The sequence below is a fragment of the Sphingobium baderi genome, from assembly GCF_001456115.1.
In the GTDB taxonomy this organism is placed as follows: domain Bacteria; phylum Pseudomonadota; class Alphaproteobacteria; order Sphingomonadales; family Sphingomonadaceae; genus Sphingobium; species Sphingobium baderi_A.
In genome coordinates this window covers 1,083,961-1,108,245 of sequence record NZ_CP013264.1, presented here as the reverse complement: position 1 = coordinate 1,108,245, position 24,285 = coordinate 1,083,961, and the positions used below count along the sequence as shown (strand labels likewise).

Sequence of the window (24,285 nt, the reverse complement as noted above, 5' to 3'; positions counted from 1 at the left end):
AATGCAATCGCAAATGGGGGAACCGGTTGACCGGTGGGTCATGGAAAGTGGCAGCATCTGGTTGTGGGGCATATTGGTCCTGGCCGCTGTGGCATTGACCCTGAAAAATCGACGCTTGCCGTTGTTCGGTCTGGTCCTGATCGCCGCGACAAGCGCCTTTTGGCAGGAATTTTTCGGTGACTGGGGTGCCTATCTGGCCTGGAACCCCGCTTTTTCCCGTCTGCCCTTCTGGGGGGACATGGCATTTACCACCCCGGTAAAACCGCTGTTCATACCGTTCAGTTGGGGTTGGTGGTTTGCGGTATCGCTGCCTCTGCTGACGTCGCTGGTCATGGTGCTGGGCCGCAGGCTCCGGTTTCTGCCCGTGCAAGCCTGGGCGATGCTCGTCGCCTTTCCCCTCTTCTTTGCCTATCAAATCTATGTCGAGGGTAGTTCCGTCGCCAACGGCTGGTGGACATATGATGCGATTGTCGGCCCGACGCTGGAAAGCGATAAAGGGCAATTGCCGCTCGTGTTCCCTGCGCTGATCGCTTTGTGGGCAGGCTGGTTCGTCGGCATATTGGCAAATCGTGGCATTGACGGTTTTATGTCGGTGGAGCGTCGCTTCGGCGTGCATGGCGTTCCCGCGGGTTGGAGGCGCGAAGCAAGGCGATTGTGGATAATGATCGGGCTTTTCCAGATCACCTTCTTTGTCGTCAATATCGCACCTGCCATGATCGGTCGCGCTCTGTTTGGGGGGCCGAGCTTACTCGTTCCGTGAACCTGCTGAGCGCGGGCCCATAGGCCCCGTCCGGCAGGGCATGCAGCAATCCTGCGGCTGGCAGAAAGCAGCGCGGGCGCGACGCGGACGCAATTTTGCCCGAATGGCTCCCAACACTCATAAGGGGGGCCATTCGCTGCTCCATATTGGCCGCCGACGGGTTTCCATGCGTCGACAATCCCATGGGAATGGCGATGCATGGAGCGGCTTTGCGGGAAAGACCTTGATCCTGCCGATGTCCTGCCGCCCTGCACTGGACAATCCGATCCCGACAAAGCATGGATGTTTTTCCAGCAGCTTTGCCAGCAACTTTGGATGCCGATTGCGATACTGACCATGCAGGCCGTGAATATTTCCGCAATCTATCCGCTGATCGTCGGGACAAGGGCCGACGATGCCCATGGGTTGCCGCGGCTCTGAAGCCGGGCAACCCCTGAAAATCATCTAACGCGAAATTTGAAGCGCGCCGGCTGCCGTCAGCCGCGTCGCGATCGTTAGGGATGGGCATGCATATCTGGACCGAAGTGGCACGAACCGGCCTTTCCGCCGGTGACGAAATCCTATTGCTGAGAAGAAATGATCTCTATGAAATCCGGTATAACGGCATGGAACTGATGAGCAGTTCCTGCCATCAATCGGAAGATTTCCTCGCGGAAAAGGCCCTGCGCCTGCTGGGCCGGCCGGCCAGGAAGGTTCTGATCGGCGGTCTGGGCCTGGGCTATACGTTGAGGATGGTGCTGAACTTCCTTGATGATGGCGCCAAAGTGGTCGTTTCGGAAATCGTGCCAGAGATCGTGCATTGGAACAGACGCTATCTCGGCCATCTTGCGGGCAATCCGCTTGACGATCCGCGCGTCGAGGTCCGCGTGGAAGATGTAAGGCATACGCTGGAAAACGGGCACGGACCTTATGATGTCGTGCTCATGGACACCGACAATGGCCCTGATCATCTGGTCCGCACGGAAAATGGCGACATCTATCGGGAATGCGGGATCAGGGCCGTCGAGCGCGCCCTCACTGCGGAAGGGATCGCCGCCTTCTGGTCCTCGAAACCGTCCCCTCCGTTCGAGAAGCGGCTGGATGCTCTGCCATGGACCTGGCGTTGCGATACGGTGGCTCTTACCGGCGGCAGGGTGGACGCTTTCCACCATGTCTATCTGGCAAGCCGAGATGCGGCGAGCTTCCAATATCCGCGCGTGGTCGGCGCCGCACCGGCTATGACCGTGACCCCGGGACGGAACGCAACCGCATCACATGGGCTAGAGTCAGCTTCGTCTTTTCAACTTCTCTGCTGAAGCCGATCACCGCCGCGAAACGACGCAGGCTCTCGCAATCAAGCAAATTTCACTTGCTTCGATCCGATCGATCGCGCCACGCAAACCCGGAAATTGTTTCTCTTGCAAAGGAAATGGGCAGCCCGTATAATCGAAAATATATAATATATTCAGTATATTACAGAAAATTCTAGCAGGCCGGAGACGTGAGTGAGTGGCTGAAACCAGCGGTTTGCCAAACCATCGTGCCCTGAATGGGGCACGATGGGTTCGAATCCCGGCGTCTCCGCCATCTTTCCGGCTTTGGATATGATTCGATCGCGTTTCGGCACATTTCGCGGACTGGTCCGGCTGGCGCTTTCCTATCCGCAGGCGCTGTTCCACCTCGCCGAGGAAAGACGGCCCGACCCGGCGGAGGTGCGGCGTCTGGTCTTCGTGTGTCAGGGCAATATCTGCCGCAGCGCCTTTGCCGAGGTCGCCGCCCGTTCGGCAGGCCTGCGAGCCGCGTCCTTCGGCCTTTCCGCGGCCAGCGGGCGGGGCGCGCACGGTCCGGCCATCGCCGCCGCCGCCGCCTTGGGCCATGATCTGTCGGCGCACCGGGCGCTGGACGCCGGCGATTATGTGCCGGAAAGCGGCGACCTGCTGCTTGCCATGGAAGTGCGCCAGCTTCACCGGCTGGCGGCCGACCCGCGCCTTGCGGACCGGCCACGCCTGTTGCTGGGCCGGTGGACGCGCCCGGCTTTACCGCATCTGCATGATCCCTATGGGCTGGATGATCGCTATATGGCGCAATGCCTTTGCCGCATCGAAGGCGCGGTCGATGCGCTGGTCAAGGGGTTTCCCGGCGCACGGCTTTCCTGAATATCTGCGCCATATCCCGCATCCATGGCCGTGGATCGGAGAGGGTGAAGATATAATAGCGCGTCCGCGGATCGAAAAAGGCCAGGACATAGCCGATCAGTTCCCGCACCGGCCGAATGGCGAAGAAGGGATCGCTGATCCGGCGCGGCGCCAGCAGCAGCCGGGCGAGCCGTTTCGTCTCCGGCACCATGTAGCGCGCCCGCAAATGCCCGCGCGCCGGGCTGGCCGCGTCCTTTTGCCCCAACACCGTCCGGCGATAGGCTTCCCACGCGAAATGCGCGCCGCAATGCCAGGCCAGCGGCATGCTGCCCCAGAAGCGCCCGTTCACTTCCATCAGCCAGTAATGCGTGCCGTCATAGCGATATTCGACCATCGCCGGCCCTTGCCAATCGAGCGCGCGCAGCAGCTTTTCGGAGAGCGCCATCTGCGCCGCATGACGATCCATCGGCTCCGCACGGCACAGCGTCGACACCCCGCCTTCAGGCGGCCATTCGTGCAACCGCCGGTGCTGGAAGCGCAGCGTGGCGCGCGCGCCTTCCATATGGAGCATCTGGCCAAGGCCCACCCCACCGCAATATTCCTGGATCAGCGGCCAGCGCCCCACCGGGCGATAACGTTCGAGCAGCCGTCGCAATTCATCGGCGGAGCGGACATATTCCGCCTTGATCCATTCCAGTCCACATTCGCTCAGGAACGCCATCGCCTCGGGCGGATTGGCCCATTTCACGACCACCGGATAGCGAAGCGCCGCAATGCGGTCCGCGAAATCCTCCGCCGCCATCGGTTGCCATGTCCGGGGCACGCGCAGCCCCGCCGCCATCGCCGCTTCCAGCGTGCAATTCTTGTCGATCACCTTCCTCAACCGGTCGATCCGGGGAACGAGCAGATGACAATCCCCCATGCGCGCGGGCAGTTCGGCCAGTTCCAGCAGATCGGATTCCGATGTCGCCAGCAGCGCTCCTGCCCCGGTGCGCGCGATCAGGTCGGGGAGCCATGCGGCAATCGGCCCCTGCGGCCGGTCGAACGCGGCCGTGCAATAACGCGACGCGGCGGCCGTGCCGGACGCCGCCCGCCCGACGCCATATACCGGGACGCCATGGCTTCCCAATTCCCGCATGATGGTAAGGCCGATTGCGCTGTCGAGGCCCAGCACGATGGCACCGGCATGGCGCGTCACGCAGGGGCCAGCTTTCTTTCATAGCGCCAATTGGCCCAAAGCTGCTGCATCATGCGCGATGCCGTGCGCGCGCGATTGGGCCGCGCCAGCGTGAAGGCGGAGGCCCTATGGTCGGCCAGCAAGGGAGGAAGGTCGTCAAATCCTCCTGCCTTGATGCCGGGAAGCCGCTGCGCCTCCCTGCATAACCGCTCGAACCGGCGCATCACAGCGCGGTTGGGCCGTGTCCGATCGCGCGAAAGCATTTCGAAACTGTGCGTGACGACGACGAAGGCGTCATGCCGTTCATGCGCGGCATGGCGCAGGCCCGCGCGCATTTCCGCGGCGGACATGGCGCAAATCTGGGCGGGGCGGAATCGGCCCGGCCGATCCGCTATGCCCGAAACCGGCACCTCGGTAATGCCCAGCCGGTGATGCGGCCCGGCAAGGCCGCGCATGGAAATGGCGCAATCCCCGCCCAGATAGGCGGGATTGACGCTGCTGTCCCACCGGATGCCGATTTGGGCCAGGGCGCGTAGCGTATCGTCGTTCGCACCGAAATTCCCGGCGCGAAAAGCGGTGACGGCGGGCGCCCCCGCCTCTTCCAGCAATCGCTTGCCAAGGCTCAGCAGCAACGTCTGGTCGGCAAGGGAGAAATCACCGATATTCCGGCCCTGCCGTCCGTCGACCGGCGATGTTTTCGCCCATTGCAGCCATTCGCTATGGATATGGAGCTGAATGTCATGGCCTCGCCCGACAACCGCATCGACAATGGGCCTCAGAAAATCGGGGCCGTAAAGCAGCGCGGGCAGGGGATCGAGGAAAAAGACGCCCTTGATGCCGTGCCGCTCCATCAGCGTCATCTGCCACCCTATGCCATAGGGCTGACCGTCCACCTCGCCCCAGATGGAGCGGCGCAGATTCTCCTCCAACCCCGCCCCGCGCTGGTAAAGCGCGGCGGACAATTCCGTATCGACGGTGATGAGCAGCATGGTCATGGGCAGTCCGGTCCGGGGCGTGACGCAGGATTTTAGCAGCCAGATATTAAGGACATGTAATATTGCGGCCCGATGTCTGTTTTCCTACGGATTGGTCAGGCGGGTCGGCGGAAGGGCATCCCTTAATCCGTCAGCGCGATCATGGAAATCTGGCGGCCATAATCCGCTTCGCCGCGATGGCAGGAACGGCGATAGCTGAAAAAGCGGTCGGGCTGGCCATAGGTGTCCTCGTCCAGCATCCCGATCGTGCGAATGCCCGAATCGGCAAGCCGCGACGCCACATAGGCGGCGATGTCGAACTGGCAGTGCCCCTCGCGCCCCGGCGTAAAGAATCGCGCATTGGCCCGCTCTTCCTGTTCGAACCGCGCGGCGAAATCCGCCGTCACTTCATAGGATGCTCGGCCGATGCAGGGACCGATGGCGCAGGCTATATTGGCCCGCGTCGCGCCCAGCGCCTCCATCGCGCTGATGGCATTGTCCGTGACGCCCGCAATGGCGCCCTTCCATCCGGCATGGGCCGCGCCGATCACGCGGGCCTTCCTGTCCGCGAACAGCACCGGCACGCAATCGGCCGTCAATATTCCCAATATGATGCCGGGCCTGTCCGTCACCATGGCGTCGGCGGATGGGCGCGCCTCTTCCGCAATCGGGCCGGTGACCGTCACGACGTCGGGCGAATGGACCTGCCGCACCGTGACCAGCGTTCCTCCCGGCAACAGCGCGTCGCGCGCCAGATCGCGGTTTTGCAACACCGCTTCCCGCTCGTCTTCGGACCCCAGCCCCACATTCAGGCCGCTATGCACCCCCGTCGAAACGCCACCCTTTCTGCCCGCGAAACCATGCCTCACGCCTGCCAGGCTCTGTGCCCGCAGCAATTCTATCATCCTGTTTTCCCTCGCGGCCCGTTGAAAATCCGTGTCCCGGATACGCAACATACTTGCGCGGGACAGATTAGGCGATAGTTTCCGTGTCAATGCCACTTCGGCAAAAGTGGCCTTGCGCCGCTTCTGGGGACAAGATGATCAAGGGGCTTCAACCATGATTTTCGGGCGTATCAAGCCTCTGGACGCCATATTGGCCACGGCGGAGAAAAAATCTCTCGCCCGGACATTGGGACCGATCCAACTGACGCTTCTGGGTGTCGGGGCCATCATCGGCACCGGCATTTTCGTTTTGACCGCCGCCGCCGCGCAAAAAGCCGGGCCGGGCATGATGTGGAGCTTCGTGATCGCGGGGCTGGTCTGCGCCTTCGCGGCGCTCTGCTATTCCGAACTGGCTTCGATGGTGCCGGTTTCCGGGTCCGCTTATACCTACACCTATGCGGTGGTGGGCGAATTGCTCGCCTGGATGGTGGGCTGGGCGCTCATCCTGGAATATGCGGTCGCGGCCAGCGCCGTTTCGGTGGGCTGGTCGGGCTATTTCATGGGTCTTTTGAAAAGCGTGACGGGGCTGGAACTGCCACAGGCCTTATCCGCCGGTCCCGTATGGACCATGAACGGCCTGATCCCGCATGCAGACTTCACCCATGGCTTCATCAACATTCCGGCTATCGTGATCGCATTGGCGGTGACGGCGCTGCTGGTGATCGGCACGACCGAAAGCGCGCGCGTCAACGCCGTGCTCGTCGCGATCAAGGTGGCGGCGCTCACCGCCTTCGTCGCCCTGACGTTGCCGGTGATCGACACCGGCAATTTCTCGCCCTTCGCGCCCAATGGCTGGTTCGGGCCTCCCGGAACCAGCGGCATGGGCATTGTCGGCGCGGCCGCCTCCATCTTCTTCGCCTATGTCGGCTTCGACGCGGTTTCGACCGCGGCTGAGGAAACCAAAAATCCCCAGCGCAACGTGCCCATCGGCCTGATCGGCAGCCTCGCGATCTGCACCGTCTTCTACCTCTTCGTCGCCGCTGGCGCGATCGGCGCGATCGGCGCGCAGCCGGTGCTCGGCCCTGACGGCCTTGCCGTGGCCCCCGGCTCGCACGGTTTTGCGGCCACCTGCGCCACCGCCGCCCATGCGGGCGATCTGGTCTGCTCCAACGAAGCGCTGGCCCATGTGCTGCGCGCGATCAACTGGACCGTTGTAGGAAATGCGCTGGGCCTCGCCGCCAACCTGGCCTTGCCCTCCGTCATCCTGATGATGATGTTCGGCCAGACCCGCATCTTCTTCGTCATGGCCCGCGACGGCCTGCTGCCGGAAAAACTCGCCAGCATCCATCCGCGCTTTCGGACGCCCCATGTCGTGACCATGGTCACAGGCGTCTTCGTCGCGATAGGAGCCGCGCTGCTCCCGGTCGGCCAGCTTGCCGACATTTCAAACTCCGGAACATTGTTTGCTTTCTTCATGGTTTCGATCGCCGTACTCGTGCTCCGCGTAAAAGACGCAGGCCGCCACCGGCCTTTCCGCACGCCGCTAGTCTGGGTGATCGCGCCGGCCGCCGCCATCGGCTGCGTGTTCCTCTTCCTCAATCTGCCCTTCGACGCGCAACTGGTGCTGCCTGTCTGGGGCGGTCTCGGTCTGGTGCTCTATTTCCTCTATGGCTATCGCAAGAGCCATGTCGGGCGCGGCATTATAGACATCCATGAAGATGACGCCGACGCGCCGCCTCTGCCGGTGCCGCCTATGCCCGGCGCACATACGCCCGGCGGCAAGGACGCCTGATCCAGAAGGGCGGGATAGCATTAGCGGCCCGCCCTTTTTCCCGTCAGCCCGTCCGGCGCCAACTGGCGCTCTGCGCGTCCTTGACGAAGGGCAGGACATTGGCGATGGCCCGCTCGACATAGGCCGCCTTCTCTCCCACCGGCGCGACATAGTGCAGCGCCGCTTCCGCCTCCGCGCGTCCCGCCAGACGCAGAATCAGCCACGCCGCCAGATACTGACTGGCGAGGCAGCCGCCCGCCGTCGCCACATTGCCATGTGCAATGAAGGGCGCGTCGATCACTTCCACACCCGCATCCTCGACCCAGGGCCTGCTGGTGAGGTCAGTACAGGCGGGGAGTTTTCCGATCAGGCCGAGCTTGGCGAGCAGCAGCGCCCCGGAACATTGCGCGCCAATCAACTGGCGCGCCGGGTCCAGCCGGATGCGGCGCAACATGTCGACGTCCGTCGCGATCCGGCGTGTGTTGACGCCACTGCCGATAAGGACCGCGTCGGCCTCCGCCGCATAGTCCAGTGGCTGTTGCCGGACGATCGTGACGCCGTTCATAGATGTCACCCGTTCGGTGGGAGAGGTGATGCCGATCTCCCACCTTTGCGGGCGCATCCGGCCTAGAATCCCGGCCGCTATGAAGGAATCGAGTTCATTGAACCCCTCGAACGTCAATATCGCTATCCGCATTGCCAGCCCGCCTGTCTGAATCCCCGGCTTTCGGGGCAGCAGCCTGCCATCCGCCGCCCAGCGCCTTGAACAGGTCTATGCGGGCCGATCCCAGCGCCTGCATAGAGCCAGTCAGCGCAATGCGGCCCTGAACCAACTGCCGTTGCGCGTCGAGCAGATCGAGGAACGAAATCGCCCCCGCCCTGTAGCGCCTTTCAGCCAGGCGATGCGCCGTTTCCGCCCTTGTCACGGATTCGGCAAGCGCATCGCGACGCCCCTGCTGCGCGGCATAAGCGGCCAGCGCCTGCTCTACCTCCTTGAACGCGCCGAGCACGACTCCGTCAAATGTCGCCAACGACGCCTGCGCGCCCGCTTCGGCCTGCGCCACCCGTGCCCGGGCCGCGGCGATATTGGGGAAACTCCACGAAAGCAGCGGACCTACTGAAAAGCTGAAGGCATCGCTCCCCCTGACTTGATCGTTGCGGAAGAAATTGCCCGAAGCGCCCAGCGAAATGCGGGGATAGAGATCCGCTGTCGCTATGCCGATACGCGCCGTGTCAGCGGCAAGGCGCCTCTCCGCTTCCCGCACATCCGGCCGCCGCGCCAGCAGGCCAACGCCATCGCCAACGGGAATGGAAGCAACCGGCGCGGGCGAACGAATGCAATCCCGCGCTTCCACCGGGATGTCGGCAGGCATGCCTCCGACAAGGGTGGCCAGTTCGAACAGGCGCGCCTGCCGCTGGCCGACCAGCGGAGGCAACGCAGCCCGTGCATCCGCCAATGCTCCAGCCGCACGCTCGACATCGAAGGTCGCGGCCGAACCTGCCGCAAACCTTGCCTGGGTCAGCGCCAGTCCCTGCTGGGCAATGCGGATCGACTGACGCACAATAGCTTCGCTTTCGCCCAGGGTGCAGGCGTCGGCATAGGCCCGCGCCGTTTCCGCCACCACGACGACAACGACGCGATCCCGGGCGGCAGCAATAGTCGCGGCGTCGGCGCGCGCAGCTTCGATCGAGCGGCGCACGCGACCAAACAGGTCGGCTTCCCATGCGACGGCCAAGCTGCCGGATTGTGACCATTGCTGCTCGCTGCCCGCGAACTGCGCGCCCGCATTGGGACCGAAGCCATCGCCATAGCTGACACCACCGTTCAAGTCGGTGGACGGCAGGCGCGCCATTCGGGATTCCTGCAAAACGGCCTGCGCCCGGCGAAGATTCGCGGCCGCCACACGCAGGTCGGTATTGGTGACCAGTGCCTGTTCGATCAGGTGATCGAGGACAGGATCGTCATAGAGGCGCCACCATCTGTCCTGGCCCTCCCCCGATTGCGTCCCCGGCGCAGACGTGATGAAGGCCCCCGCAACGGTGGGCAGCGGCGCGGGCGGCTGATAGTCCGGCCCGGCGGCGCAACCGCTCGCGAACAGCGTCAATGCGAGCGTCGCGGCCTTGGCGCTATGCATGGGTCGCCTCCATCTCCGCGATCTGCCGGGCACGAGGACCGCCCGCCGCCGCGCGATGATCGCGCGCCACGAAGCTGTAGATGGTCGGCAGCACGAACAGGGTGAAGAGCGTTCCGATCAACATGCCCATGACGACGACGATGCCGATCGCGAAGCGGCTTGCCGCACCCGCCCCGCTGGCGAAGAGCAGCGGGACAAGACCCGCCACCATCGCCGCTGTCGTCATCAGCACCGGCCGCATGCGGATTGCCGCGGCTTTGCGGATCGCGGCGATACGGTCCAGCCCTTCGCTTTGCTGTATCTCATTGGCGAAGGACACCATTAATATGCCATGCTTGGAAATAAGGCCGATCAGCGTAACCAGCCCGATCTGCGTGTATATGTTGAGCGTGGTGAAGCCGAGGTAGAGCGGCACCAGCGCCCCGCACACCGCCAGCGGCACCGTCACCAGAATCACCAGCGGATCGCGGAAGCTCTCGAACTGCGCCGCCAGCACCAGAAAGATCACCACCAACGCAAAACCGAAGGAGAAGGTCAGCCTGTCCCCTTCCGTCACATATTGGCGGCTGTCCGACAGCCAGTCCACGGTCATGCCTGCCGGCAAGGGTTGCCCCTTCAGGAAATCGACCGCCTGCCCCATGGTGACACCAGGGGCCAGCACGGCGGACAGGGTGGCTGCGTTCATCTGGTTGAATTGGGGTAGGCGGTTCGCCTGCGGATGCATGTCGATCCGCACGACCGTGGAGAGCGGCACCAATATTCCCGATGCTGCCTTTACATAAAATTGTCCCAGCTTGTCCGGCGTTAGCCGCCGTTCGCGCGGCACCTGGACGATCACATCATAGGACCGCTCATGCCAGTTGAAGCGATTGATGTAATTCTCTCCCACGAGCGTCGCCAGCGTAGAAGCGATGGCATCCATGCTCACCCCCATCTCGCCTGCCTTGGCCCTATCGATCACCATGCGGGCTTCCGGGCTGTCAAAAGCCAGATCGCTGTCGACAAAAGCGAAAAGCCCACTCGACCATGCCGCGCCCTTCAGCTTTTCCATGCTGGTGAACAGGGCTGGAAAATCCTCGGACGAGCGAATCACCATCTGCACGGGCAACCCACCGCTGCCCGCAGGCAAGGGCGGCGGCTGAAAGGCCGTGGCGAAAACGCCGGTGATCGCGCTGCCCTTGGCGTTGAGTTCCGCCTGGATCGCATCGGCGCCCCGTGGTCGTTCGTTCCATTCCTTGAGGATGATGCCGCTGAAGCTGCTGTTCATCCCATCCATACCCATCGTGATGAAGGTGGAGACATATTCGGGGAATTGGCGAAACATCCGCTCCACATCCTGCGCGAAGCGGGCCGTGTAGTCGATGTTCGCATATTGCGGTCCCTTCGTCTGGACGAGGACGAAGCCCTGATCCTCCTGCGGCGCGAGTTCGCGCTGCGCGCCGCTGAACAGGATCACAATGCCCACCAGCATAGCGACACCCATCGCCAGCACAGCACTCCGCGCGGCGAGCGTGCGGCCCAGCAACCGGTCATAGCCTGCGATCAGCCGCGCCATGCCATGTTCGATCCGCTGGGCGAATTTTCCTTCCGCGACCTTGTCGTTCAGCAGATAGCTGCTCATCATCGGCGACAGGGTGAGCGCGATCACGCCTGAAACGATGACGGACGATGCCAGCGTGAAGGCGAACTCCCTGAACAACGCGCCGGTAAGACCACCCATCAGGCCGATAGGCGTATAAACCGCCGCTAGCGTAATCGTCATCGCGATTACGGGGTTGACGATCTCCCGCGCGCCGATCAGCGCGGCCCGCACGGGGGTCAGACCTTCCTCGATATGGCGATGGATATTCTCCACGACCACGATGGCGTCATCCACGACTAACCCGATCGCCAGCACCATCGCCAGCAAAGTCAGCAGATTGATCGAAAAGCCGAAGGCCAGCATCAAGGCGGCCGTGCCAACCAGCGAAAGCGGAATGGTGAGCACGGGAATCAGCACCGCCCGCAGCGATCCCAGGAACAGGAAGATCACGATCACGACGATCAGAATCGCCTCCACCAAGGTGCGGAGCACTTCGTCGATAGAGGCATGGACGAAATGCGCCACGTCGAACTGGTTGAAGACTTCAAGGCCCGGCGGCGTCACGCGCTGTATACCGGGCAGGAGATCCTGCACGCCTTTGACGATATCCAGCGGATTACCGTCGGGGGTAGGAGAAATCGCAATGAATATGGCCCTGCTGCCATTGGCCAGCGCCATCGTGTCGTAATTCTGCCCGCCGATCTCCACAGTCGCGATATCACGCAAGCGGACAACGCCGTCCGCTCCGGACTTCACCACCATGTCTCGGAAATCGTCCAGCCCGCGCAGGTCTGTCAGAGCCGTGATGTTGATGGCAGTGTCCGCGCCTTTGAGCTGGCCCGGCGCGGCCTGCACATTATTGGCCCGGAGCGCCGCAGCGATATCGCCCGCAGACAATCCCCTCGCAGCCAGTTTGTCGGGATCGACCCATATCCGCATCGCCAAGGTCTGCCCGCCATAGATATCCGCCGCCGCCACACCAGGCACCGCAGTGATGAGCGGTTGCGCGACCCGCGTGGCGAAGTCCGTGATCTGCGGGACGGTCAGCGTATCACTGACGAAGGAGATATACTGGATGGCAGAAGCGCCATCGGTGATCTTGGTGATGACAGGATCGGTCGCGCCGGGAGGCAGGCGATATTTCACCTGCTGCACTTTCGCGAGCACCTCGGTCATCGAACGATCAGCGTTGGCGTTGAGCACAAGCTTCGCCTTCACCTGGCTCTTGCCCTGGGTAGAGGTCGATGTGAGATATTCGATGCCGTTCGCCGTTGCGATCGCCTGCGCGATCGGCGTGGTGACGAAACCCTGCATCACATCCTGCGTCGCGCCCGGATAACTGGTATCGACCACGATGGTCGCGCTTTCCATCTTCGGATATTCCCGCAGCTGCAGCAGGAAGAAGGATATGCTCCCCACCAGCAGGATCAGCAGGCTAACGACGATGGAAAGTATCGGGCGGCGTATGAAGATATCCGTGAACCGCATGGCCTTCAGCGCTCCGTCGCGGGAACAAGACGCGTGACGCGCACGTCAGCGCCCGGTTGGATGCGAAGCTGTCCTTCGCTTACCACAACATCGCCGGCCTTAAGTCCCCGGGTCACCACCACATTGTTGCCGATACGGCGCCCGGTGATAACGGATACGGCCTCGGCCTTACCCTGTCGCCGCGCATTGCTTCCCCGAATGACGATGACGCTGTCGCCCGACGCCGATGTTTGGATCGCCGTTGTCGGAACGATCAGCGCCGCTCTTTGCACCGGCAATTCCAGCGCAGCGTTTACATACATTCCGGGACGAAGCGCACGGTCGGGATTGGCAACCATAGCCTGTACCATGATGTTACGACTGTCCGTGCCGATCCGTGGCTCTATGGTGGTGATCCGGCCGGCAAAGCTGCGTCCGGGCCAAGCGTCCGACGTCAGGCGCACCGGTCCGCCGACCTTGATGCGCGACAGATCCTGCTGCGGCACCGTGAAATCGGCATAGAGCCGGTCCAGCGCCGTCAGGCTGACGATCGGGTCGCCCGGATTAAGATATTGGCCAAGGTTGATGCGGCGCACACCCAGTTCGCCGGGGAAAGGCGCAACGATCCGTTTCTGGGTGATGCGGGCGTCCAGCTGCCGGACCGAAGCCAGCGCCTGATCGTGCTCGGCCCGCCTTTGGTCGAGCATTTCGCGCGACTCCGCGCCGCCCGGCACCAATTCGCGAGAGCGTGCCAGTTGTGCGTCCGCAAATCGCGCCTTCGCTGCGGCCGCCGCACGATCCGCCCGCTCTGGCGCATCATATAGCTGCACCAGCGGCGCGCCCGCCTTCACCCGCGCGCCGGGCTGGAACAGGATGGCGGTGACGCGTCCCGCCACTTCGGGCGCCAGCATCACTTCCTCTACGGCGCGTAACGACCCTACCGCTTCCAGCGAAACCGGCGCGTCCACCGGCCGTATCAGCGTGGCGGCAACGGCGGTGGGTGGCGGACCGGCAGCGGCAGGAGCCGCATTGCGCCAGCTTCTCCAGGCGAAAAGCAACAGGAAGATGAGGGCTATAATACCCACGGCTATTGCCATGTTGCGCCATGACGCGATCGCTCGCTGGTCCGTCTGGCGTTCTGCCGTTTCCAAAATCTGCCCCCATGTTTGAACTCAGGAGCGCCTCCATAGAACATCAACTATTATTGAGGTAAAGCGGTTTTTCGCTCCACCTGAAAAAAGGCGCCATGGCAAGCCTATGAGTTTGAAGGAACAGGGTCCAGAACTTAGCGTCGGTGAGGTAGCCCGGCGAGCGGGCGTTCCGGTCTCCACCCTGCATTTTTATGAGGCGCAGGGTCTGATCGAAAGCTGGCGGACGCGCGGCAATCAGCGCCGTTATCCGCGTTCCGTCCTGCGGTTGATCGCCATCATCAGGATCGCGCAACGCGTCGGCATTCCGCTTGCGGTCATCAGGGAGCGGCTCGCGGCCTTGCCCGCCGGGCGGCCCGTGACGGCTCAGGATTGGTCTGCGCTGTCCGCGAACTGGAGGAGCGATCTCGATCGGCGCATCGCCTTGCTGACCCGTTTGCGCGACCAACTCGACGGTTGCATCGGATGCGGCTGCCTTTCGATAGCCGACTGCCCCTTACGCAATCCAGATGATCGGGCCGCGACGATAGGACCCGGAGCGCGAATCGCGGATATATGAGCTTCAGTGAAACTCTGTCGGCAGGATTATGGGCGATTGCTCGACCAGCGGAGACCGCTCTTGGGCTGGAGCTGCTTCCACAATGGAAGGCGCTTCGGGCTTCCACGTGAAACCCTGCTGCACGGCCCAGATGGCGGCCTGCGTCCGGTTCGTCAGGTGCAGTTTTCGCAGAATAGCCTTCACATGCACCTTCACGGTCGCTTCGGCGATGTTGAGTACGCGAGCGATGCGTTTGTTCGCGTGACCATGGGCCAGACAGGACAGGATTTCGATCTCCCGCATCGACAGCGGATTTTGGCTGGGCGGTTCCTGGCCGATCGGGTTTTCCGCGATATTCGTCAGCTTTTCATCACCGAGACAATCGAGCAGGGATTTCAAGAAAGCAGGGAGCGCCGAAGGAGCAGGAAGGCAATCGGACGTCTCAGGCGATTCTTGCGGATAATCATATATCAATAATAACCGGGGACCTGAGAGACGCTGCATCAATAATCGGCAGGCCATAAGGGCGGACCGTTCGTCGGTCATGATCAAGATGACAATCTGGTCGGGATTGTCCTCGACATCCATCAATAGTTCCAAAAGCTGCGGAAAGGTCCAGACCCGGATCTGAAATGCGCTGCCTGTCAGACATGACTGAAGGCTTTTACATCCTTTTTCCGGCCCGATTACCGAAAGCTTGAAGTGACTGCCGCAACGCATATTGCTCCCTTCAGCATCACGTCGCTTTGATAAAGCAATATCGAATGGAAACAATAAAGAAACAAATAAAATTATTTGTTCCAATTGTTAATATCGGGACCGATTGCCAGATTCATTGACAATTTCCCAGGACATTCATCCGGTTAGCATCGACTCCTTGTAGCGGACGAGTCTGGCATCGAGATGCGTGGCGATATAATCGTCGAGAAAGGCGCAGTCCCGGGAAGAAAGGACTTCCCGATAGCCGCCGATCTTACCGCTCCGCACTTTGTAGGACTGAGGATCGTCGACATTGGCGGGACGCAGGCGGACATGCTGAACGGCGCCCGCGCGTTCCATCCGGCGCATGGCTTCGAAGGAAGACAGGCGGATCGCCTCCGCGATATTTTCATCGCTGACATCATGGGCACCTATGAAATCCAGCGCGGTGCGGACTGCGGTATGAGGCTGCCTGTGCAAATCTTCGTAGGTCAGAAGGAGCGAGGCACGGACGCGGTGTAAATTGCGTATCCAGCTGTTGAGGAATGCCACGAGAGAGGCAATTCCTCCCGCGTCCTGTCGGATGAACGCATCGATCGGACCGTCATAGGCCCCCACCCTCTTCGTCATCTCGAAATAGAGTGACACGATGGTGTCGCGGGGATCACGCACCAGAAGAATGGTCTTCTTGCTGCGGTATCTGTGTCCGTCCCAGCTTATGCTATCCACATGGTTGAGATGGGCGTTCACGTCATGCGTGAACAATAGCCTCGGCACATTGGGATCGAACATCCACATCAGGTGGACGGACGTCGGATCGACCGTCCGCGTTCCGAACTGAAGCTGCAATGCAGTGCCCAGCATCGTGCGGAACCAGGTCCGCCCGCTTTTGGGAAAGGAAACGACATAGGCATCGGTCGTCCAGTGCCTGTATCTTTCCACGACCCATTCGGGCGCAAGCCGGCCAATGCTTTTGCCGAATGATCGGTGGAGCGATCGGATGCTGTTTGCCGGCACCTGCTGGTCTCCCTGTCCGCCTGGCATTTCAATGATATTGCACTGTTGCCTTTGCAGGCTAGCCAAGGGTTCTCCCCATCGCGAGCGCGCCGACGGGCTACCTCCTTTGCACAAATGGGTTTCGCACGGGCGGGATCATTTGGCCCCAAGCAGCAGCGTCATGTTGGAAGGACCGGGATCGTCGATCGGCAACGATGCGTCATCGGCCTGAATGACGCGATGCAAGGTTGGCGCGATGCCATAGGCGCTCTTCGCCGCCGAACCGGGAAAGACCACGATGTCATCCTGGTTGATGGGCAGCAGCACCCATTGGCCGTCGACGAAAACCTCCGTTCGAAGGTTGTGGCGAGACCCGCACAGGGCGGAAAAATAGCGCGTGTCCACATGGGGTTTGACGATCAGCCTGTATCCCTCCGGCACCATGCTGCGCTTGTCCAGATGTGCCGCCGCGCCATTCAATCCGTCGATCGGAAACCGCAGCAGAGGGATCAGCGAAAAAAGCGCCAGGGCATCGCATATCCCCCGCCGACCCAGCGGTCCGCGCATTTCCTCCCTGCGCTGGTCGAGCCGATATCCGATGCGCCCCCATGACCCCAGCGAATTGTGCATCATCTGGAACAGCGCGTCATGCCCGGCGACTGATTCATGATATTTTAGCTGCTGCACGACCGCGCGAAAGGGACCATGGCTTCCTCTGGCAGGGGCGATCGCTTCCATGATCGCAGCGGAAAACCGCCAACATTCTTCCCGAAGCTCCGCGCCCATGGTCCAGTTGCCGTGACGACCATGAAATGTCGTGGGACGGGCGACCAGTTCCTGCCCTTCCACGCAGATCTCGATCTTGCGGGCGATATAGGCATGGCGGCCAGGCTTGAAATAGAAGACGTCGCCCAGCGTTTCGGTCAGATCGTCATGGGCCTGCAGATTGACCGACAATTCATACAGAGGCGCCGTCCAGGGCATGTCGGCATTCTGCGTCGTAAGCCCATGCCAGAGAGAGGCCACGGCCGCGCTGCCCTCTATCACCACTGCCACCGCGCCGTCGTGAAAACACTGGCCCAAGGCTCCGGGCGCAAGGTCCGCAACCTTCACATGTGCGATGGGCGGCATTTTCGCCGGAACCCGATCCGCAAGATGCATATAGCCTAGCCTTCCGCTGCGCTGGGCGCTCTTCTATCTGTATCCGCTTCCCTCGCGACCTGCGTATCGGAAGCGCGCCCTCGATAGATTTTCTGCCCGAATGCCCAGCGATAAGGCATCATCTCCACCGTCTTGTGCACGAAGTGCGTCGCGATCAGTGTGACCGGCGTGGTCACCGCGAAGAAAAGCGTCATGGAAGCAAGTTGATGTTCGGTGAAAAGGCCCAGCCGATCGAACGCCATCCGGCAAAGATAATAGGTATAGGGATGCACCAGATAGAGGCTGTAGCTGACCGTTCCTATATAGAGCGTCTGGCTTGAACGCAGGCATAGCGTGGTCAGGCTCGTCGGCAGAACCGCCAGATAGAAATAGATCAGGCTAGACGAAAGGATCATCAGCGCGATCGGGTTGGCGAAGTCGGCCGGGACATAGGCGAACCAGGACATGGACGCGTAAAGTGCGAAGCAGATGAGCGCGATCACCTCGAGGAAGGGCGCCATCCCGGCCGGTGGCGTGATCCCCCGGTCATGGAGCAGCCGAACCGCGATACCGCCTAAAAAGAAGCAGGCGATGGGAAATACCAGCAGGAAACAGAGGCAGATCGCGCCGCTGACGATCATGCCCGCGCGGCTGGGCCGATGAAGGGTAAAAAAAACCGTAGCGCATGTCAGCGCGTAGAACATGACTTCGAAACTGAGGCTCCAGGCATTGGGCGTCAGTTGCTCTGTCCCCACGAAGATATTCGTGAAGCTGAGTGCCGCCGCTATCGTCTTCGCGTCGTTCAGATGAGGGTAGGCGTTGGTGGCAAGGTTCAGGCCCATGAACAGCAGCGTCAGGGCGAGAAACAGCGGATAGAGCCGCATGAACCGGCGCAAGGCGAACTGGCCGGGCGAATAACGGACCACGCTGGGCCATATCACAAAGCCGCTGATGACGAAGAACAGGACGACACCGGCCGTTCCCAGATGCCACATAGCTTCCACGGTCCGCGCATAGGATGGGTCGCTGTCGTAGATATGCCGCGCGGTCCCGCCCAGCAAATGGCCCCAGAACACCATCAGCGCCGCGATCCCGCGCAGGCCATGCGCGGCGATATTGAAGTCGGAACGACCAGCCTTCGCGCGGGATGCGTTCCCGGTGGCACGCGTCAGATCGCCCGTATTTTCCGACGCCCACGCGGCTGCGTTTCCTTCGGCCATGATTGATCCTCCCGCCAGGGATGCCCGCGCAAGCGCATAGCTGGCCGCTTTCGTCTAGAACATTACTCCGCTGGCGCGAGCTTGCAGGCGCTATTTCGGTGGAAGCCATCGGTGCGTTCGGTGGGCGCGGCCTGCAACCGAGTGGGTAATCCCAACGGAGGAACGCACAGTTCGCGATAGAGTTGGATCATGCGTTCGACGCAGGCGCTCCATTCATATTGCCGCTGCACCCGTTGCCGTCCCGCTTCGCCCATGCGCTGACGCAAAGGCGCGTCGAGCGCGAGACGGACGATCGCCCGTGCCAGATCGGACGGGGAGTCGCGGGGAATCACCAGCCCGGTCGATTCATGATCGACAACCTCGGGCAGCCCACCAGCGTCGGATACGATGACGGGTAATCCACAAGCGCTCGCTTCTATAATGGCGACGCCAAAGCTTTCGCTGTCGTCGCGACTCACCGCCACATAAATGTGGAACTGGCGCAGCATATCGGGGACATTGCCATGGTCGATATGGCCTTCGAAGCGAACCCGGTTCTGGCCTATGGCGCGCGCAAGGCTTTCATATTCGGCGCGCGCTTCTCCCTCCCCCGCGATGCGAAGAATAGGGTTCAGCGCCGCAAAGGCCGGATCGGCCAGGGCGGCCGTGAAACCGGGGATCAGCGTATCTATGCCATATTTGCGTTGAAGCGATTTTACCGTGCCGATGACGAAGGGATCGTCTCCCTGCGCTTCCGGTCGGGTCCGGAATGCGCTGGTATCCACGCCGAACGGAATGACATCGATCTGTTCAGTGATGCCCAGCCGACGGACTTCATCGGCCATGACATGACTTGTCGAGGATATTCTGAGCGCGCCCCGCAGGGCGCCGAGCACCAGCCTGCGATGCAGAAAGCTGCGATGGGGAACATCATAGACGTCGCCGCCCCAAACGGAAACGAGCCTTCGCCTGATCCCGGAAAGCCAGGCCATCGCTCCATAGCCGCCCGCATAATGGACATGGAGCAGGTCCGCGCCCGAACGATCAAAGGCATATCGCAGGATCGGGGCGTTGAGCGCGTAGGCAAGAGCACCCCGGAAGGGTAATATCCGAAAGACGACGGCCGGATGATAATCGCTTGACCGCGGAGGCTGCTGGGTGATGAGGAGCACATCGACGCCCCGTTCCGCCAGCGCATTGGCCCATCGGATCGTATGGATATTCGTCGCAACGGCCAGCACCGCGATTTTCATCAATCCATCCTCCAAGCCGCCCACGCAGAATGGATGACGAATGGGAAGGATGGCAATGAAACAGGCCGCTATACCCCTAAATAGTGAGCCCGTTGCGCGGCCTGGGGACCTGCGACGATTGATTTGGATCAGGAGGGGATATTTGCCATTACCGTCGCCCTGAACCGGGGCGTATCCGGATCGCGGCCTCCGCCGGACCGGGAGATGCCGCTGCCGCCATTCGGCCGCGTGTCATTCAGAGATAGGACTGCCCCAGCACTCTTTGATATTGCGGGCGGGCGGGGATGCCGAAGCTCACCCAATTGTCACCCACATCGCGGTCTACATAGGCCTTTCCGCCGATGACACAGTTCCGGCCGATCCGTATGCCATGCCGGACGCTCGCGCCGATCCCGATATGGCTAAGGCTGCCGATCTGGACGTCGCCGCCTGTAGACACGCCCGGACCGGTCGAGGCGAAATCATCCATGCTGTTGTCATGGTCGATGATGGTGCCTGTATTGATCAGCACATGCCGACCCAGGCTACTGCCGCAATTGACGATCGATCCGGCGACAATGACCGTACCCGGCCCGATTTCTATATGGACGGAAAGAATCGCCGTGGGATGGACGATGCGTGCCCATGTCACCCCCGGCGCAAGGCTTTGCGCCCGTTCCGCCACGCGGCGGCGGGACATATTGTCTCCGATCGCGATGACTGCCGCCGCGTGCGGATAATCGCGCAGAAGAACGGGAAGATCGTCCAATCCTCCCAGCACGGGTTCGCCTTTGCCCGAAGGCCGGTCGGACGGCCGATCGTCCAGATATCCCATGAACTGAAAATGGCGATCGTCCACGCAGTCGCGCACTACGCCGCCATGTGCGCCCGCGCCGAGAATCAGCAGAGGTTGCCTTTCCCCCATGTCATCAGGCGCGGGACAGGCCGATAGTGCGAAGCCCCTGTTGGACCAGCGCCGGATTGACCAGCTTCAGCCCGTCGGAAAATTTCAGGCATCGGCCGGTATTGTTGAGTTCCAGAACGGAAAAGAGGGCGATCATCCGTTTCTTGTCGCGGATGGACCCTTCGAACCGCGCATTCACATTGACCGTGTCTATGCCGAAGTCATTGTCGAAGATGAAAGCTAGCGATTCTGAATGAATCTCGATCGCGTGGAGGGATGGAGCGCCCAGCAATTGCAGCCCTCCGATCCAGTCGAACGACACCGCCTGACCGCTGTCCGTCAGATGAAATTCAAGGCGGCGGGTGATGCCCAGCCGCTGCAAGGCCGTGACGATCGCATAATTGTTGCGCTGCCTGACGCGGCGCATGGCACCGTCAGCTTTCAGGCACAGGTCCATGAACGGCACGCTTTTGCCCGGCATGGTCTTTTCACGCGACAGCGCCTGCGAATATTGTTTCGCCCACCATTCCAGCGCCGGCCCGTTGTCCTTGGGCGTGAGGCCGTCCCACCGCTCGTCGGGAATGAGCAGCACCGGGTCCGCATCGCAATGGTCGGCGACGAAGTTGACCACATCGACCGGCATGTTGATGTCGGCGTTCATGAACTCATTTTCGACATGGCTGAAATAGCAGAAGCTGGCGAAGGGAACGATGAAGCGAGGATGGAACATTTCGCTTTGCAATGCGATCCGGCGCAGCTTTTCCTGAGCCAGGTCCTGCCGGGCCTTGCGATTGTCGCGGCTGTCCTGCCAGTTGGCGTAGGAAAATTGCGTGAACAATATATCGCATCGGTCGACATGCGGTTGAATCAGTTTGAGGCGCGCCGGGCTTTCCAGGATGCAGTCATTGGTGTTGAGTATCCGATAGTCGGGCGTTTCGATGTAGAGCCAGCTATCGTAAAAGGGTATCTTGCCGCAGACGATCCGAATGCCGCCGCCCAGATCCTCTTCCCTGGCATGGGTCAGTTCCTTCACAGCGAAGCCCATTTGACGGCAGAAGGACGCCACGCGCCCGTCAGGCATCGTCTGATAGAGAATGGTGATCTGCGGACGGCGATGTTCCGGAATGGAGCGCAGGAACGAGATCGAGAAATGGTCGGGATGTTCGTGGCTGAACCAGATATAATCCACCTCATCCAGTCCCGCATGGTCCTGTTCGGCGATCAGGCTCCAGCCCTGGTGAAATACCGTTCCCGATATCCATGGATCGCACAGCAGCGACACGCCGCCCGATTCCACGACAAAAGATGCATGGTTGACAAAACGGATCATGATGTCGCCTCGCTCTTCAAGCCCAGGGGCTTGATGGATGGGGATGAGGGGCCGGATCGGTCGGCGGCGTTGGGAAGCGGGATGCGTAGCATTTCGTCGTAGACGGCCATGATCCGCTCGGCGTGGCTTCTGTCCCCGAAGCGCGACTTGGCGCTGGCCATGGCGGCGGAGGCGAGGGCCTGCGCCGTTTCAGGGCGTTTGATGAGAGCCTGTGCGCCATTGGCCAGCGCCGCGGCATCTTCGGGCGGAACCAGAATCCCGGTCGCTCCTTCGCACAGCGCCTCGATATTGCCACCGGAGGCCGTGGCAACCACCGGCGTTCCCACCAGCATCGCCTCTATCAGCGTACGTCCGAAGGGTTCGCCATACGCCGAAACCAACAGCATGTCGCAAGCCGCCAGCCAGTGCGGACCGGGTGTGCGGAATCCCATCTGCCGCACGATGTTCCCCATACCGCGTTGCCGGCCATGATCTTTCAGTTCCCGCTCTGTCCGGCCTCCATCATAGGCTTCCCCGAACATCAGGCCCATCACGGGGCGCGGCAGATCGCGTCCGGCCAGTTCGGCAATCGCGTCCATGAACAATTTAGGCCGCTTGCGCGGAATGAAGGCGCCGAAGAAGCCGATGAACACGGTTCGGGGATCGCATCCCAGTTCGTGGATAAGCTGCGTGCGCGCGCTGGCGCGATCCTCCTGCACATCGGTCGCGAAGGCGCTGTGGACGACCTGGGCCTTGCGCGCGGCGGACCAGAGGCCCGGTCTTGGCGACGCGAATTGCGACACGGCCACGACCTGATTGGCCAACAATGGCGCGGCCAGCCGCAGGCCCAGGGCGCCGGGGTCGCCACGCTGGTGCCAGAGCAATCTTGCACCCGAAAGGCGGGCCGCCAGCGCCCAGGTGGCGTGGGTCCGCCCGTCATTGGTATGGACGACAGGATAGCGGCGGGAGCGCAGATACCGGATCTGGGACGGTATGTCCTTGGCGACCTGCGCGATCTTCCATGGACTGACGTTGCGGTCATAGGGCAGTTCGGTCCAGTGCATGGGCGTTTCCGTCCTGATGCCATGGTCGCGGAACAGCTTCGCCACGGCGCCATCGGGGAACTGCGGCACGATCACCGGGACATAGCGGGACGGATCGAGATTTTCGACAAGGCCCAGCACGGAAAAATGGCTGCCACCAACGACATCGCCGGTGAACGGGAAGCAGACGGGCCGCGCCGTCAGATTGGCGGGCCGATCGTTCGCCATTCCTTTCATGCCGCCCTCCTGAGCGTATTGGCGGCTTTTTCCGCCGCTATGCGCCGGCCAATGTCATAGCTCACGGGCGCGATGACCAGCGTCGAGGAAGAAAGATAGCGCCCGATCATGAAGCCGAGCCAATCCACCCCCGGAAGACGCGAACGCCGGTAACGGCCAAGCGGACGCAGCTTCAGCATGCCGCGAAGCTTGGCGATGAACAGGCCATTGGTAAGGCCGCTCGATGCCGCCAGACTGGTCCGGCTGCACTGATCTGCGATGGCATTGAAGGTGCGGTAATGCGTCCAGCACTGGATATATTTCGCGGTTTCCACCGCATGTTGCCTGGGCGTGTCATGCCCCAGCACCTTGCGATGACGCCTATAGGCGCCGACGCCCATGCGGCTGAGCAGGGCAATCCAGTTCACCCGCCGATCGAAATCGCGAATCCAATGGGCGAAGGGCGTCTGGCAATGCGCTTCCACGATGCTTTGCGCGAGGGGGAAAAGGTGCAGGGACATGCCCGCCGGGGCGAGGCAGCGATGCAATTCGGCCAAGAAGGCCGCCAAATCCGCGACATGTTCCAACACCTGATTGGAAAGCGCTATGTCGAAATAGCCGGACGGATAGCGCCATGCTTCCGCATCGGAAATCATGCTGATGCGATCCGCCCATGCGATGCCGGGGTGGCGCGCGGCCAGCATCTGCGTGGCGGTATGGAACTGGCCGCCGTCATTATATCCCTGTTCCCCGATGTCGAAACCGTGCAGCTCGATCGCCAGATCGGGAAATGTTCGAGTCAGGCGATCATGCAGAAAATCGATGAGCTGGCCATCGCCGCAGCCGATATCCAATATACGCAGCCGCCCCTGCGATGGCCGAACGCGGCCATCGGCCAACAATGTGCCGATAGCCGTCAGCAAATGCTGATGGGTAACCGATACGGGACCCTTTCGATCTGTGGGAACGACCTGCATCGGCTCCTCCGGGCAAGAAT

The 24,285-nt window shown here is 61.7% G+C and carries 22 protein-coding genes and 1 tRNA gene; 7 read left to right on the top strand and 16 right to left on the bottom strand.

The features are described 5' to 3' along the window. The first annotated feature begins 13 nt into the window (after positions 1-13). The 5 genes from ATN00_RS05495 (at position 14) to ATN00_RS05475 (ending at position 2,895) form a co-directional block, all read left to right on the top strand. Positions 14-760 (top strand): hypothetical protein, encoded by a 747-nt coding sequence (locus ATN00_RS05495; protein ID WP_156415228.1) that lies wholly within the window; start codon positions 14-16, stop codon positions 758-760. A gap of 198 nt (positions 761-958) precedes the next feature. Further along, entirely contained in the window at positions 959-1,180 is a 222-nt protein-coding gene (locus ATN00_RS05490) for a hypothetical protein (protein WP_062063036.1), read from the top strand. 86 nt (positions 1,181-1,266) lie between these two features. Then, the gene (locus ATN00_RS05485; RefSeq protein WP_156415227.1) at positions 1,267-2,055 is read left to right on the top strand and encodes a spermine/spermidine synthase domain-containing protein; all 789 of its coding nucleotides are present in this window, start codon (positions 1,267-1,269) and stop codon (positions 2,053-2,055) included. 179 nt (positions 2,056-2,234) lie between these two features. Then, positions 2,235-2,326: transfer RNA gene (locus tag ATN00_RS05480), tRNA-Gly, on the top strand. A gap of 17 nt (positions 2,327-2,343) precedes the next feature. Further along, a complete protein-coding gene (locus tag ATN00_RS05475; RefSeq protein WP_062068438.1) occupies positions 2,344-2,895 on the top strand; it encodes an arsenate reductase/protein-tyrosine-phosphatase family protein in 552 nt (183 codons plus the stop codon). Here ATN00_RS05475 and ATN00_RS05470 read toward each other — a convergent pair. The 3 genes from ATN00_RS05470 to pgeF all read right to left on the bottom strand — a co-directional run bounded on the left by ATN00_RS05470 (position 2,864) and on the right by pgeF (position 5,930). Beyond that, positions 2,864-4,072 carry a carboxylate--amine ligase gene (locus tag ATN00_RS05470; RefSeq protein WP_062063033.1) on the bottom strand — a complete coding sequence of 403 codons (1,209 nt, stop codon included), beginning with the start codon at positions 4,070-4,072 and terminating at the stop codon, positions 2,864-2,866. The two genes, ATN00_RS05475 and ATN00_RS05470, sit on opposite strands and share 32 nt — an antisense overlap. Then, positions 4,069-5,046, bottom strand: a complete 978-nt coding sequence (locus ATN00_RS05465; RefSeq protein ID WP_062063031.1) for a polysaccharide deacetylase family protein — start codon at positions 5,044-5,046, stop codon at positions 4,069-4,071. The genes ATN00_RS05470 and ATN00_RS05465 overlap by 4 nt, the downstream gene beginning before the upstream one ends. Positions 5,047-5,168: 122 nt before the next feature. Beyond that, positions 5,169-5,930 carry a peptidoglycan editing factor PgeF gene (gene pgeF, locus ATN00_RS05460; protein WP_062068436.1) on the bottom strand — a complete coding sequence of 254 codons (762 nt, stop codon included), beginning with the start codon at positions 5,928-5,930 and terminating at the stop codon, positions 5,169-5,171. 154 nt (positions 5,931-6,084) lie between these two features. On the opposite strand from pgeF, the gene ATN00_RS05455 reads away from it, so the two are divergent. Continuing rightward, positions 6,085-7,701, top strand: coding sequence for an amino acid permease (locus ATN00_RS05455; RefSeq protein ID WP_062063029.1), 1,617 nt, complete (start codon positions 6,085-6,087; stop codon positions 7,699-7,701). A 43-nt stretch (positions 7,702-7,744) separates the two neighbouring features. On the opposite strand, the gene ATN00_RS05450 is transcribed toward ATN00_RS05455, so the two are convergent. From ATN00_RS05450 to ATN00_RS05435, 4 genes are read right to left on the bottom strand one after another with little or no spacing between them, the layout of a single operon-like run. Then, complete coding sequence (locus ATN00_RS05450; protein WP_062063027.1) at positions 7,745-8,377, bottom strand: DJ-1/PfpI family protein; 633 nt, start codon at positions 8,375-8,377, stop codon at positions 7,745-7,747. After that, positions 8,340-9,815 carry an efflux transporter outer membrane subunit gene (locus tag ATN00_RS05445; RefSeq protein WP_062063025.1) on the bottom strand — a complete coding sequence of 492 codons (1,476 nt, stop codon included), beginning with the start codon at positions 9,813-9,815 and terminating at the stop codon, positions 8,340-8,342. Before ATN00_RS05445 ends, ATN00_RS05450 begins: the two co-directional genes overlap by 38 nt. Beyond that, positions 9,808-12,885, bottom strand: coding sequence for an efflux RND transporter permease subunit (locus tag ATN00_RS05440; protein ID WP_062063023.1), 3,078 nt, complete (start codon positions 12,883-12,885; stop codon positions 9,808-9,810). Before ATN00_RS05440 ends, ATN00_RS05445 begins: the two co-directional genes overlap by 8 nt. A gap of 5 nt (positions 12,886-12,890) precedes the next feature. Continuing rightward, the gene (locus ATN00_RS05435; protein WP_335338083.1) at positions 12,891-13,949 is read right to left on the bottom strand and encodes an efflux RND transporter periplasmic adaptor subunit; all 1,059 of its coding nucleotides are present in this window, start codon (positions 13,947-13,949) and stop codon (positions 12,891-12,893) included. A gap of 172 nt (positions 13,950-14,121) precedes the next feature. Between ATN00_RS05435 and soxR the strand changes: the two genes are divergently transcribed. After that, entirely contained in the window at positions 14,122-14,571 is a 450-nt protein-coding gene (gene soxR / locus ATN00_RS05430; RefSeq protein ID WP_062063022.1) for a redox-sensitive transcriptional activator SoxR, read from the top strand. A gap of 3 nt (positions 14,572-14,574) precedes the next feature. Here soxR and ATN00_RS05425 read toward each other — a convergent pair whose 3' ends face one another. The 9 genes from ATN00_RS05425 to ATN00_RS05385 all read right to left on the bottom strand — a co-directional run bounded on the left by ATN00_RS05425 (position 14,575) and on the right by ATN00_RS05385 (position 24,265). Further along, complete coding sequence (locus ATN00_RS05425; RefSeq protein WP_231746391.1) at positions 14,575-15,354, bottom strand: response regulator transcription factor; 780 nt, start codon at positions 15,352-15,354, stop codon at positions 14,575-14,577. A gap of 51 nt (positions 15,355-15,405) precedes the next feature. Continuing rightward, a complete protein-coding gene (locus ATN00_RS05420) occupies positions 15,406-16,266 on the bottom strand; it encodes a sulfotransferase domain-containing protein (RefSeq protein WP_197413673.1) in 861 nt (286 codons plus the stop codon). Positions 16,267-16,401: 135 nt separating this feature from the next. Beyond that, positions 16,402-17,406: a hypothetical protein gene (locus ATN00_RS05415; RefSeq protein ID WP_062063015.1), complete on the bottom strand. Its 1,005-nt coding sequence runs from the start codon at positions 17,404-17,406 to the stop codon at positions 16,402-16,404. Between the two features lie 5 nt (positions 17,407-17,411). Further along, on the bottom strand, positions 17,412-18,605 hold the full coding sequence (locus ATN00_RS05410; RefSeq protein ID WP_062063012.1) for an acyltransferase family protein: 1,194 nt from the start codon (positions 18,603-18,605) through the stop codon (positions 17,412-17,414). Between the two features lie 62 nt (positions 18,606-18,667). Then, positions 18,668-19,837 carry a glycosyltransferase gene (locus ATN00_RS05405; protein ID WP_062063009.1) on the bottom strand — a complete coding sequence of 390 codons (1,170 nt, stop codon included), beginning with the start codon at positions 19,835-19,837 and terminating at the stop codon, positions 18,668-18,670. A gap of 235 nt (positions 19,838-20,072) precedes the next feature. Further along, positions 20,073-20,741 carry an acetyltransferase gene (locus tag ATN00_RS05400; RefSeq protein ID WP_062063006.1) on the bottom strand — a complete coding sequence of 223 codons (669 nt, stop codon included), beginning with the start codon at positions 20,739-20,741 and terminating at the stop codon, positions 20,073-20,075. 4 nt (positions 20,742-20,745) lie between these two features. After that, on the bottom strand, positions 20,746-22,050 hold the full coding sequence (locus tag ATN00_RS05395; RefSeq protein WP_062063004.1) for an MBL fold metallo-hydrolase: 1,305 nt from the start codon (positions 22,048-22,050) through the stop codon (positions 20,746-20,748). Then, on the bottom strand, positions 22,047-23,309 hold the full coding sequence (locus ATN00_RS05390; RefSeq protein WP_082635106.1) for a glycosyltransferase: 1,263 nt from the start codon (positions 23,307-23,309) through the stop codon (positions 22,047-22,049). The genes ATN00_RS05395 and ATN00_RS05390 overlap by 4 nt, the downstream gene beginning before the upstream one ends. After that, entirely contained in the window at positions 23,306-24,265 is a 960-nt protein-coding gene (locus ATN00_RS05385; protein WP_062063001.1) for a class I SAM-dependent methyltransferase, read from the bottom strand. The genes ATN00_RS05390 and ATN00_RS05385 overlap by 4 nt, the downstream gene beginning before the upstream one ends. Between the last annotated feature and the right edge of the window lie 20 nt (positions 24,266-24,285).

What these genes read in the sequence shown, in the direction of transcription:
- ATN00_RS05415 (WP_062063015.1), bottom strand. Translation starts at nt 17,406, where the DNA reads ATGCATCTTGCGGATCGGGTTCCGGCGAAAATGCCGCCCATCGCACAT.
- soxR (WP_062063022.1), top strand. Translation starts at nt 14,122, where the DNA reads ATGAGTTTGAAGGAACAGGGTCCAGAACTTAGCGTCGGTGAGGTAGCC.
- ATN00_RS05405 (WP_062063009.1), bottom strand. Translation starts at nt 19,837, where the DNA reads ATGAAAATCGCGGTGCTGGCCGTTGCGACGAATATCCATACGATCCGA.
- ATN00_RS05445 (WP_062063025.1), bottom strand. Translation starts at nt 9,815, where the DNA reads ATGCATAGCGCCAAGGCCGCGACGCTCGCATTGACGCTGTTCGCGAGC.
- ATN00_RS05450 (WP_062063027.1), bottom strand. Translation starts at nt 8,377, where the DNA reads ATGCGGATAGCGATATTGACGTTCGAGGGGTTCAATGAACTCGATTCC.
- ATN00_RS05410 (WP_062063012.1), bottom strand. Translation starts at nt 18,605, where the DNA reads ATGGCCGAAGGAAACGCAGCCGCGTGGGCGTCGGAAAATACGGGCGAT.
- ATN00_RS05395 (WP_062063004.1), bottom strand. Translation starts at nt 22,050, where the DNA reads ATGATCCGTTTTGTCAACCATGCATCTTTTGTCGTGGAATCGGGCGGC.
- ATN00_RS05440 (WP_062063023.1), bottom strand. Translation starts at nt 12,885, where the DNA reads ATGCGGTTCACGGATATCTTCATACGCCGCCCGATACTTTCCATCGTC.
- pgeF (WP_062068436.1), bottom strand. Translation starts at nt 5,930, where the DNA reads ATGATAGAATTGCTGCGGGCACAGAGCCTGGCAGGCGTGAGGCATGGT.
- ATN00_RS05490 (WP_062063036.1), top strand. Translation starts at nt 959, where the DNA reads ATGGAGCGGCTTTGCGGGAAAGACCTTGATCCTGCCGATGTCCTGCCG.
- ATN00_RS05400 (WP_062063006.1), bottom strand. Translation starts at nt 20,741, where the DNA reads ATGGGGGAAAGGCAACCTCTGCTGATTCTCGGCGCGGGCGCACATGGC.
- ATN00_RS05390 (WP_082635106.1), bottom strand. Translation starts at nt 23,309, where the DNA reads ATGAAAGGAATGGCGAACGATCGGCCCGCCAATCTGACGGCGCGGCCC.
- ATN00_RS05475 (WP_062068438.1), top strand. Translation starts at nt 2,344, where the DNA reads ATGATTCGATCGCGTTTCGGCACATTTCGCGGACTGGTCCGGCTGGCG.
- ATN00_RS05455 (WP_062063029.1), top strand. Translation starts at nt 6,085, where the DNA reads ATGATTTTCGGGCGTATCAAGCCTCTGGACGCCATATTGGCCACGGCG.
- ATN00_RS05495 (WP_156415228.1), top strand. Translation starts at nt 14, where the DNA reads ATGGGGGAACCGGTTGACCGGTGGGTCATGGAAAGTGGCAGCATCTGG.
- ATN00_RS05465 (WP_062063031.1), bottom strand. Translation starts at nt 5,046, where the DNA reads ATGACCATGCTGCTCATCACCGTCGATACGGAATTGTCCGCCGCGCTT.
- ATN00_RS05385 (WP_062063001.1), bottom strand. Translation starts at nt 24,265, where the DNA reads ATGCAGGTCGTTCCCACAGATCGAAAGGGTCCCGTATCGGTTACCCAT.
- ATN00_RS05485 (WP_156415227.1), top strand. Translation starts at nt 1,267, where the DNA reads ATGCATATCTGGACCGAAGTGGCACGAACCGGCCTTTCCGCCGGTGAC.